This window comes from Pseudoxanthomonas sp. LjRoot206, assembly GCF_056175725.1.
This window is the reverse complement of record NZ_JBGFFI010000007.1, coordinates 54567-65786: the sequence shown is the minus strand read 5'-3', so window position 1 is coordinate 65786 and position 11220 is coordinate 54567. Positions and strand designations below refer to the sequence as shown.

Sequence of the window (11220 nt, the reverse complement as noted above, 5' to 3'; positions counted from 1 at the left end):
GAGCCGGCGCGGCAACTGCCACGACAACGCCGTAGCCGAGAGCTTCTTCCAGTTGCTCAAGCGAGAGCGGATCAGGCGAAAGATCTACCTGACCCGGGATGCGGCACGTAGCGACGTGTTCGACTACATCGAGATGTTCTACAACCCAAAACGCCGGCACGGCTCCAATGGAGGCGTCTCTCCGGTAGAGTTCGAACGGCAGGCGGGACTATCAGGCTTGTAGTTGTCTATGAAACCCGGGGCGATTCACCTTATCGTTGGAGCTGGGATCTTTAAGCAGATCTCGTGTCCCTCTATTTGGAGATCTTCCTTCACCACGATCGGAGTACTGCCTTGGACCTAGTCGATCCAAAAAGCCATTGTTCTCTACCCAGCAAGTGGTCTGCCTTTGGCCCATTACCGACGTCGGCATACAGACATAATAAATTCCAGCGTAGGCCTTCTCGATACCCGCTTGGGAAATAAGCATCAAGATCAGGAGGCATAGACATAACTTTAAGCTGGGATTACGTAATAAATTTCTCCCAGAAAGACTTTGCTTGTTAAGTGGGTCCAGACGTTCAGCCATAGCTATCATAAGCTCGCTCCATTCCAGCCCCTTGCAGGCCAGAGTCCATGCGTCCGCCACCCCGGCGGTACACCCCTTGCAGCGAACGCTACTCCTAGCCGATCCGTTTTGGGAAGTCCGGAGCACAGGTAAGCGTGTGTATATCGGTAGTGATACCCATAAAGCGGGACGTCTTTATGGCGCACTTCCACCTTGTTCTCCACTTCGGCGCGCTCGGACAGTGTTCTCGGCACCGTTCTAGGACTTCCACGCCCCGCAACGCGGATCTTCCGCGTTGGTGTCACATCGGGGAGCGGCGCATCAGCAATGCGCCGCTCCATCAACCTCACAGGCTGCCCAGAAAAGACAACGGCCCCGCATCGCGGGGCCGTCCTGTTCCATCGAGAGCGTCGGGCGACTACTCGCCGTTACCCTCGCCCGCCGGCGGTTTCTCCGACTCCTGCGCGCTGACCCGCCAACGCGCGCCCAGGTTGCGCCGCGCTTCGTCCAGGCTTTTGCCCTTGCCGGCCACTCGCAGCGCGCCGTACACCTCCAGCGAGGCGACCATCTGGTCGCTGCCCAGCGCCATCTCGGTGTCCATCAACCGCTGGTACAGGTGCGCGATACGCAGGATGCGCGGGCGCAACGCGTCGAGGGTCTGCTGATCGCGCTGGAAGGCGGCGATGTCGAAGTCGCGCGCCAGGACGCCGCTGTGCTGCTGCGCCACGTTCAACGCGGCGCGGCAGAACGCTTCGGACTTCTCGCCCATCTTCATCAACCCACGCCGCTGTTCCGGCGTCAGCGAGACCAGGCCGGTCAGGCTGCTCTCCATCTGCATGATGGCGATATCCAGCGGATCGAGGATGGTGTTGTCGATCTGCAGGTCTACGAGGTTCTGACTCATGGTCTCTCCTTGATGTCGTGTCAGGTAATGCCGCCTCATCCGACGGCAGGTTCACGCTATCCCGTCGCAGGTCTCCATCCAAGAGCCGACGAGGGGAAATGACTAACAATAGACACGTATTCGTACGTACGTGATACGTGAAGCGTTGCCGTCACCGTCTCCATGTGAGAGCGCGACCCAGGAAGGTGCACGCGCATCCCGTCAAAGTACGATGGCAAGGAAATTTTTCTCGCTTCGCGAGGCATCCCTGTGACACGACGAGGCGTATTTACTCGCACGCGAACCTTCAACGCCCGACAACGAGGAACTCCACCTTGGCGCCGAGTCTTTTCGGCTCGAGGTATCGAAGCAGATGTCCTCGCCGTCGAGGATCTTCGGTTCGGCGGCGAGAATCCATCGGACGGCACCGCACCACCGAGGTGCGCGCTCGATGCTCGATGGCCTTGGCATCGAGGAAAATCGTCTCGACCGCACCGCCGGCATGCCTACTTGTTGCGCATCACGCCCTGCCGACGCCCGCACGCAGCGCAGGTCCGGTACGTTCCCCAGCGTCCCGCGTGTTCCCCGCCCAGCAATCCCCCGCACCCGCAGATCAGCGCATCGCCCGTCTCCCAGCGCAGCAAGCGCACGCTGGCGATGACGCCCAGCAGCGCGGCCAGCGCCAACAGTCCGTACGGCATCCAGCGCAGCGCATCGCCGAGCGGGTGCGCGAACGTCGATGGCGCCGCGTCGGTGAGCAGCCACGTCGACGCGAACGCCAGCAGCAGGCAGGCCAGCGTCGGCAGGTACATCCTGAAGGCCATCCGGTGCAGGTACGTCATCGGTCATCCCCTCGATTCGATGGCGGAGAAGATCGCCCGATGCCGTCGCACAGGCTGATACGCAGCCGACGGCGGCGGCAAAGTCGCCGCAACGCCCGGCCCTTAGAATCGCACGCCCTCCCCTGCCGGACCGCACCCGCATGCACCTCGTCTTCGACGCCTTGCTGATTGACATGGACGGCACGCTGGTGGACTCGACGGCGCGGGTGGAACAGGTGTGGGCCCAGTTCTGCCGTGAGCACGGCCTGGACTTCGCCGCCTTCATCGCCGGCTCGCACGGCCGGCGCACGATGGACAGCGTGATCGACGCGCTGGGCGACAGTCCGTCCAGCCGCCGCATCGCGCGCGAGCTGGAAGCGCAGGAGACCGACGCGACCGACGGCATCGTCGCCTGCACCGGCGCGGCTGCCGTGCTGGCCGCCCTGCCCGCGACCGCGTGGTCGCTGGTCACCTCGGCCGGACGCGACCTCGCCCGCCGGCGGATGCAGGCGGCCGGCTTCGCGCTTCCCGAGTTCGGCGTGTACGGCGAAGACGTCGCCGTCGGCAAGCCCGACCCCGCCTGCTACCGGCTGGGTGCACAGCGCCTGGGCGTACCGATCGCCGCCTGCGGCGTGCTGGAAGACGCCCCGGCCGGCATCCAGGCCGGTGCCGCCGCCGGCGCGCGCGTGCTCAGCGTGGGCCCGCGCTTCGACGGACAGCCGGAGCAAGTGATCAACATCGCCGGACTGGACGCACTGCGCGTCGCCGTCGTCGATGGCAAGGTCCACGTCGAGATCGACGCGCGATAGACATTACGAAGCAGGCCTCGCGCTGCGAGATCGCCCGGCGCACCGGCCCTCGCAAGATGTGCCTACGAAGTGATCCGCCGATGGCGTGGCCGCAGTGCGGACACGTTGCCGCACTACGACACGGCCGGCAGCGTTCCGGAGCGATCGAATGCCTCGATCTCGCTGCGCAGGCGCTGCGTTGCCGCGTGCTGCGCACCGAATGCCGACGTCATGTGGCGCAAGGCGTCGGCCAGGAAGTCGCGTGCCTGCCGGCGATCGCCACGCCCGGCGGCGATGTGCGCGCGCATCAGCCATGCGTCGCGCAGGGAGAAGCGGTTGTTGGTGACGGTCTGGTAACGCTGCAGTTCCGGCAGCAGCGCGACCAGCAGCGCCTCCGCGCCCGCGGCGTCGCCCTCGCGGAGCAGCAGCTGCGCCTCGCGCAGACGGTCGCTGTAGCGATAGCTGTAGCGGTGCGGATACGGCTCCATCACACGCCGGTTTTCCGCCAGCACGGTGCGCGCACGCGCGAGGTCGCCGGGACCCTCGCGCTCCATCAGGGCCTGCGCCAGCGCGGACCGGTGGGACGGCCTGAGCGGTACGCCGGTGGTGCTCGCGCGTGCCAGCGGCGCCTCCAGCAGCGCGATGGCCTCGTCGACGTTGCGCGAACGGATGTCCGGAGAGGCGGCCGGGGTCGACAGCAGGCGCCGGCCCAGATCCGTCTGCATCTTCTGGGTGTTCTCGTTGTCGAGCGGATACGCCGCCCGCATGATCGCGTAGGCGCGCCGCAACAGCAGGATGTCACCGCCGGGATCGGTCTGGCCTGACGCGCCCAGCAGCGATCGCACCCGCAGCACATCCCCATAGTCCGGATGCATCTCGCCGAAGGAATCGCGGATGATCACGTCGGCGCGTCCGATCGAGGCGGCGCACGCATCGAGTTGCGCGCTGACGCATTGCGTATTGGCGAGTCGCCACCACGCCCGGCCGACCAGCGGGTGCGACTCGCCGAGCCGCCTGCGCGCCTCCTGCAATTGCGCCTCCGCCATGCGTATCGCTTCGGCGTTGCGGTCCTCGAGCAGCAGCATGCCGGACAACACGTGGCGCGCCTCGTTGGCCACCAGCGGCGCATCGTCGCCCGCCAGCGCGATGGCCTGCCTGAGGTCGCTCTCGGACTGACGGAAGTGGCGCAATCGGCCGTGCCACGACCCGCGCTGGCGATGCAGCTCTGCCAGCGCCACCCGGTCGCCAGCACGCTGTGCGAACGCCATGGCCTGCCCGAGCGTCGTCCAGGCCTGCGGACGCTCCAGCTCGTTCCATTGGCTGCGGGCGATTTCCGTCATCAGCTGCAGCCGGACCGATGGCGCCTCCTCGCCAAGCCCTGCCAGCGCGACAGCCGCGACGCGATGCGCTTCGGCGTGCCTGCTCTGCAGATTCAGCAGGGAAGCCAGGGTGGCCTGGTCCTGCGCCTGCGTGACCGGATCATCGTCGCCGAGCGATGCCGCCTCGCGCGCGAGCGCGGTGGCGCGCGGGTAGTCGCCTAGCACGGTGTAGTTGCGTGCAAGAATGGCCAGGCCGCGCGACAGCGCTGCCGGATGCCGGTCGCCCACGACCTCACGCACGCGCCGCTCCGTCTGCTGCAGCAGTTCATGCGAGGACAGGGCGGTATCGCCCAGACCCGACAGCGTGGCCACCCCCAGGGTCTGTTCGAAGACCTGCGACAGCGCGATCGTCGCTGCCGTTTCGCGCGCGGCACGGTGAGCCTGCCACGCTGCGACACCTCCGCCGAACATCAGCGTCAGCAGGGCCAGCCCCGCGAGCCCCGCCGCGACGCGGTGCCGCGCAATGAAGCGCCCGCCGCGATACAGCACGCCGCCGTTCCGTGCCTGCACAGGACGTCGGCGGCGCCAGGCCACCAGATCGTCGCGCAGCGCGGTCGCCGAGCCATAGCGTTGTGCGGGATCGGTGGCGATGCAGCGTTTCGCGATGGCGTCGAGATCGCCGGAGAGGCGGCGTGACAGCGCGCGCGCCGTGCGCAGGCTGCGTGCATGGGCGGCATCCTGTGGCAGGGCGACCGCTATCGTCGACATCGGCTCCGCCGAAGGCGCGCCCGCGTTCAAGCTCCACCACGAGGACGTGAGCGGCAGGCGATCGCACAGCAGCCGGTACATCACCATGCCGAGCGACCACAGGTCGGAAGCGACGGTGGGACGTTCGCCGCCCAGGGCCTCCGGCGGCGCGTAGCCCTCGGAGATCGCCACCCGCGGCGGCACGGTGTCGGCGGCCAGCGAGGCGGTGAGACCGAAGTCCACCAGCTGGACCTGGGCATCGGGCGTCACCAGCAGGTTGGCCGGCTTGATGTCCTGGTGCAGGACCATGCGCGCATGGGCGTAGGCCAGCGCGTCGCACGCTTGCACCAGCAGATCCACGCGCTGCTCCGCGCCGGCGCGCTGCCGTTCGCACCAGACGTCGATCGGCAGGCCGTCGACATAGCGCATGGCGAACCAGGGGCGTCCGGCATCGTCGATGCCGCCATCGATCAGGGTGGCGATGCCGGGATGGTCGAGCGCCGCGAGCGCCTCCCGCTCGCGCAGGAAGCTGTCCACCAGATGCGGCGAGGACAGTTCGTGGCGCATGCACTTCAGTGCGACCCGTTGCCGATAGTGGCCATCGTCGCGCCAGGCTTCGTAGACGGTCCCCATGCCGCCGGTACCGACGACCGCATCGAGCCGCCACGGTCCGAGGCGCCTGCCCAGGCGTGCATCCTCGCCGATGCCGGCGCCGCCCTCCTGGAACAGCACATCCGTCAGTCCGCTGAAGGCATGGCCGGACGTGTCCTGTTCTGTCAGCGCATCGTCGGTCGCCAGCAGGCGTTGCAACGCATCACGGGTCGCGGGATCGTCGCGGCCCAGCATCGACAGCATCTCAGCGCGCTGGTCGGGCGCCAGCGCAATGACCTCGTCGAACATCGCCAGGGCACGATCGTAGGGGGACCGGTGCTGCGTCGAGGCTGCAGGGGGAGGTGGAGATTGCCGTGGCGCCATGGCCGGATTCCAAGCGAAAAGCTGCGCGCTGGCGCCGCCCAGCAGATTGGCCATCCGGCCGGCACTGCTCCCGCTACCAGTGTGACAGGAAAGGGAGTCGGCCGACGGACGTGGAACAGGACATATGGGGTGTCCTTGGACCGCCTGGCCGCTGCCTCGCCGGATCGCGCGTGCCGCTGGAGGCTCCAGCCCCTTGATCGATGAGCGCCCGCCATGCATCGCGGAAATCGTCGCGGCGGCTTGATCATCCGCCGGACAACCTGTGTGCTTCAGGGAAGACCGCTCGCCGTCGCCCGGCACGTCAGCCCCAGCGTCACGGCGCCGCCGTTGGGCAACGCGGGAATGGTCAACCCGGGGGACTGCAATCCGGCCACCGTCAGCGAACCCGGACACGAGGCGCCGGACGCGGCCGAGCACGTCATCACCGGCAGCCCCGCCGCCGTGCAATCCAGCCCCGCCGCCGCGGGGTCCCGCACGACCGCACCGTCGGCTGCGGACGGCCCGAGGTTGGAGATCACCAGCGTGAATTGCACGTTGGTGTTCGCCACGACGGGACTCGGGTTGGCCGTCTTCTCGATGCGCACATCGGCCACGCGGCGTGTGTTGGTGAAGGTACAGACAATGGCGGTGGCGGTACTTCCCACCGTCAACGTACCGCTCGTCGCGTTGGGCGTATACGACAACGCGGCCCCGGTGCCGGTGTTGCCCGTGCAGCTGAGGGCCTTCTCGTACGCGGCCGACACGCCGACGGCGATGCTCTCTTCAATCGTGTAACTGCCGCCCGGCATCACGGCCCAGGGCGTGTTGGTATCGGTCTCGTTGGCGCTGTCGGCCACCGAGTCGAACGAGATCGCGCCGTTCGTCCCCTCGGCGTCGAGCCAGGCGACGTTGCCGACCGCCGCGCCGGACCAGGTCTTGGCCAACGTCAACGTCGGGGCCGTGGTGATTGCCATCCGGTAGTCTTCCACCTCGCCGCTGTCGGCGCGGCCCTTGCCGTCGGCGGTCTGGATCTGGGCACTGGTGTACCCGGCACGCAGGCGCACGTAGTTGTTCCCCACCGACAACCCGCCCGGTGCATTGCCGTTGCCACTGTTCCAGACCAGGGTGACGCTGGTGGCACCCGCAGCAAAGCTCGTGCAGGCCCGCTCGCTCGCGACGAACGCGTTGTTGCGGTTGAAGTCGATCCAGCCGCAGGCCATCCCCGCCTTGCTCGCACCGCTGATTGGCACGGCCAGGCTGTAGCTGGCATGAGCGGTGGTCAGGACGGGGAAACTGGTGATGGCGTCTTCGTCGTCGCCATCGCCCCTGCTGCCCGTATTGTCGGTACCAGCACCCACCGCCACCGGGCTGGTGGTCGCCGCCATCTCGTAGATGCCGTCCGCATCGATCGACGCGCCGAGGCGCAGATCACCCAGGATGTGGGACGGGGCCTGCGCCGAGTTGAAACCGGTGACGGGCGCATCGCCGAAGTCTTCATCCACGGTGATGCTCATGCTGAACGTATCGAAGTGGGCCGAGGTCAGGTTTCCTTCGCTGCGCAGATCCACCGCGAACGTTACCGACGTGACCGTTCCGCGGATTTCGATACTGCCGCAACCCGCGCCCGTACTCGAGACATTGCAATCGCTCTCGCCATTCAATGCGTTGCTCGAGAACGAGGTGCTCGTCACGTTCATGTTGCTGCTGGCAAAACTCGCGTTTATCAGCCTCGCACCGGCTGACGGCGAGATCAGCCGGAACGCCGGCGCGTGACTGGTCCCGCTGCTTGAGCCTCCAAGGCCCGCGACATGCAGGATGGGATTGGTCACCGGCTGGTTGAACGCGATGGTCAGCGTGCCGCGGTTGAGGCAGACGCCACCGCTGGGCGTGCACGGACCGTAGACGCGCATCCGCGACGCCGAGTTGAGGGCGGCCACGTCCATGGCGGGCATGTAGTAGTCCGTCGTGGCAGCGCCCGCCTCATTCAACCCGCCCTGCCCATCGAACATGAAGGGGATGCCGTTGCCGCCGGACAACGTCAGCGTGTACGTCAGGCCCGACGGATAGGTCTTGGTCACCGACGTGTCGGACGCGAGCGTTCCCCCGGTAGAGGCGGTCGGGATCTGGATGGCATCGGCCTGCGCGCACCAGGTAGCGAGCAGAAGCAGCGCCATGCGCGCCAGCAGGCGTTTGCCGCGTATGGCGTGGCGTGCGTAACGCGTCAGCCGCTGCCGGCATCGCGCCGCTTCCATCACCACGGTCGCGCACGTCGCCCTGCCGTGCGTGTTCACCCGTGCGTCGTCCCCCTGCCCCATATCCTCGTCCTCGTACCCTCGTTCCACCTGATCGCTGCACGCATCCAGTCAGGTCAACCACGACACGCGCTCATCCGTTCTCTGCCCGCGCGCCGCGATTCGCGAGCCGTCATGCAGCGCATGCGGGTCAGCACATGCCGCGCGCTTTGCCGTGTCCATCGCACCCGTTGGAGCCACCTGCCCTGACAGCTCGGCGACACGACGGATGGCGGGACACGTTTCCAGCGATCCGGTCGGCGCGATGCCTGAACTTCGATGCACCGCACATATGCAGGAACGCAGGCATCACGTGCGGATGTGAGCATCGCTGGGAGAGGTAGCGATGCAGCGGGGAGGCGCTACACCGGCACGCAATGCCTGCCGCGCAACGCTCGCGTTTTCCGCAAGCAGATGCGCCGTCCGAAAGGACGGTTCATGCGGGGACGGGTCGCGACTGCCCGCACGTGATGCACGCCATTGCGGCGATGCGTTGCTCAGTGGGGCTGTGTGATCGCACGACGGGAAGGGCGACGCACCGCGTCGCCAGGGCGAAGGTCAGAAGCCTGTCGCCGTCACCGCGCAGGTCAGGCCCAGCGTCACCGTGCCGCCGTTCGGCAGCGTGGGAATCGCCAGACCGGCCGGCGTCTTCAATGCGGTCAAGGCCGCTGCATTCGTGGCCGGGCATACCGCGCCGCCGGTGGCAGAGCACGACGAGATCGCGGTGCAGTTCAGACCGGCGACCGCAGGATCGGAGATCGTCGTGCCATCGGCTGCGCTGGGACCGGTATTGGCGACCAGCAGACTGAAAGTCACTGCATTGCCCGGGCGCACGGCACCACTGGCCGCTCGCGTCTTGGTCACCGAAACCGCCGCCGTCGCCAGCGTGTCGGTATCGGTGGCGGTGTTGTTGGCCGGATTGCTTTCGGTGCGGTTGGCCGGCAGCGCAAGTGAGGCGGTGTTGACCAGATTGCCGGTCGCTGCCGCTGCCGTGGTGCCGGTGATGGTGAACGTCACGCTGCCGGCGGCAGGAAGACCCGGAATGACGATGCCACTGCCCTGCATCAGCGCGACGGTCGTGTTCGCTACCGTCGGACAGGTGGCGCCGCCGGTGGCGCTGCCGCAGGTCACCGACGCGGCGGTGAAGTTGGCGACCGCCGGATCGGTGAACACCGCGCTCGCCACCGCGTTGGGGCCGGGATTGCTGGCGACGACGGTGTACGAGATCGCTTGACCCTGACGGTATTCGGCCTGTCCGTTGGTCTTGCTCACCGCCACGTCGTCGCAGTTCACCGTGAAGCTGGCGCTCGCGCTGTTGTCCGAAGGCGTGGTGTCGGAGTAGCCGTCGGTGCCGGAGAACAGGGCCGTGGCGGTGTTGGTGATGGTGGCGCCGCAGGTGGCCGTCGTCGCCAGCGTCGCGCTGAAGGTGAAGGTCAGCGTGCCGCCGGCCGCCATCGTGTAGCCACCCGCCGCCGCGAGGTTGCCGCTGCCACTGGCCGCCGGACAGGTGGACCCCGCCGAGGCCGTGCACGTCCAGGTCGCGCCGGTGAGTTGCGCGGGCAGCGTGTCGGTGAGATCGGGTGCGTTGATCGCGCTGATCGGCGGCGCCTGGTTGCCGGGATCGGACGGGTTGATGTCCTTGTTGGTCACCACGACGGTGTAGCCGACCGTCTGCCCCGGATAGAAGCGCGTGGCGGACACCGTCTTGGTCACGCCGATATCGGCCGGCGACGACGCCACCACGTTGCGCACTTCATGGATGTTGTTGGAGCCACCGGTGGTCGCGGCGATGCCGAAGCGCAGCAGCGCCGGGGCGGTGTACGGGAAGTTGAGATTGTTCAGCACGGTGGCCGGCGCGGCGCCGTTGACCCCGTGCGCGACGCTGACGCGATAGCCGCCACTGCCGTTCGGCACCAGGAAGTAACGCACGCGGTTCGGCGTGGGCCGCGCGGTGACGCTGGGCACGTCGATGCCCGCGGCGATCGTCGCGCCGCCGACATAAGGATTGTTGGACGACCGGGGGCCACGCACCACCACGCTGTCGGGCCGGTTGCCTGGACCGTCGTTGTTCGGGCAGCGTCCCAGCGCGCCATTGCTGGAAAAGTTGCCGAACGCATCAAGCCCCACACCGAGATAGCCGCCCGCGCCCCAGCAGTAGCGCAGCGACGCGCCGTTCAGGGCGCCGGCCATGGTGTCGTTGGCGTCGTACAGGAAGAAGGAAATGCCGTCGGCACCGGTGCCGCCCCACGCGACGTACTCGAATTCCACCACCACGCCGTTGGCCGGCGAGAACGAGGACGAGGTGTACAGCGCGCCGCCGTCCTGGTTGCCGAGGTTGGTGGTCAGGCGCAGCCAGCCATTGCCGGCGGTGTCGTTGACGTTGACCGGCAGCGCGCCGCGGCCGGCGGTGAGGATGCCGCTGTCGTTGGTACCGGCATTGTTGGTGCCGGCGATGGTCCAGCCAGCCTGGGTGGTGCCCTGGAACGAATCGGAGATCTTGAACTGGGCGCTGGCCGGCAATGCGAGACTCGTGCACAGGATCGCGATAGCCATCCTTGCCAGGCGCCGTGCATGCGCGACGGCGCCGTTCCTTGTGTTTCTCATCTAACGCAAACCCCTGTCCGCGGCAGGCGCCCAGCGCGCATGCACACGGCAGAAATTCGGCACATCGTCACAGTTCAGGACAGATGTGACTCATCGGCGACCGCGCGCGCCAGATGGCGCTCGGAATGTCATTCGCCGGGCTCGGAATGCCATCGATGGGACTCGGCATGTGAGGTGCGAGGCTCGGAGCCCGATCGATGGGGCTCGAAAAGCGATGGCACGGGATCTTTTTGCTCCATCGCTGGAGCTCGCAACGCCATCGATGG

The 11220-nt window shown here is 67.3% G+C and carries 7 protein-coding genes; 2 read left to right on the top strand and 5 right to left on the bottom strand.

The window, feature by feature from the left end; genetic code table 11:
• Positions 1-223 (top strand): IS3 family transposase (locus AC04MD_RS19500; protein WP_475498808.1); only part of this gene is annotated, 223 nt, incomplete at its 5' end.
• Between the two features lie 742 nt (positions 224-965).
• Here the strand turns inward: AC04MD_RS19500 and AC04MD_RS19495 are convergent.
• Both AC04MD_RS19495 and AC04MD_RS19490 read right to left on the bottom strand, forming a co-directional pair.
• Positions 966-1451, bottom strand: a complete 486-nt coding sequence (locus AC04MD_RS19495) for a hypothetical protein (RefSeq protein ID WP_475498861.1) — start codon at positions 1449-1451, stop codon at positions 966-968.
• A gap of 485 nt (positions 1452-1936) precedes the next feature.
• Positions 1937-2272 carry a hypothetical protein gene (locus AC04MD_RS19490; protein ID WP_475498860.1) on the bottom strand — a complete coding sequence of 112 codons (336 nt, stop codon included), beginning with the start codon at positions 2270-2272 and terminating at the stop codon, positions 1937-1939.
• A 140-nt stretch (positions 2273-2412) separates the two neighbouring features.
• Between AC04MD_RS19490 and AC04MD_RS19485 the strand changes: the two genes are divergently transcribed.
• Positions 2413-3060, top strand: a complete 648-nt coding sequence (locus AC04MD_RS19485; RefSeq protein ID WP_475498859.1) for an HAD-IA family hydrolase — start codon at positions 2413-2415, stop codon at positions 3058-3060.
• Positions 3061-3173: 113 nt separating this feature from the next.
• Here the strand turns inward: AC04MD_RS19485 and AC04MD_RS19480 are convergent, their stop codons facing one another.
• The 3 genes from AC04MD_RS19480 to AC04MD_RS19470 form a co-directional block, all read right to left on the bottom strand.
• Positions 3174-5951: a serine/threonine-protein kinase gene (locus AC04MD_RS19480; RefSeq protein ID WP_475498866.1), complete on the bottom strand. Its 2778-nt coding sequence runs from the start codon at positions 5949-5951 to the stop codon at positions 3174-3176.
• Positions 5952-6349: 398 nt separating this feature from the next.
• Positions 6350-8350 (bottom strand): GEVED domain-containing protein, encoded by a 2001-nt coding sequence (locus AC04MD_RS19475; RefSeq protein ID WP_475498858.1) that lies wholly within the window; start codon positions 8348-8350, stop codon positions 6350-6352.
• Between the two features lie 558 nt (positions 8351-8908).
• Positions 8909-10903 carry a hypothetical protein gene (locus AC04MD_RS19470; RefSeq protein ID WP_475498857.1) on the bottom strand — a complete coding sequence of 665 codons (1995 nt, stop codon included), beginning with the start codon at positions 10901-10903 and terminating at the stop codon, positions 8909-8911.
• Between the last annotated feature and the right edge of the window lie 317 nt (positions 10904-11220).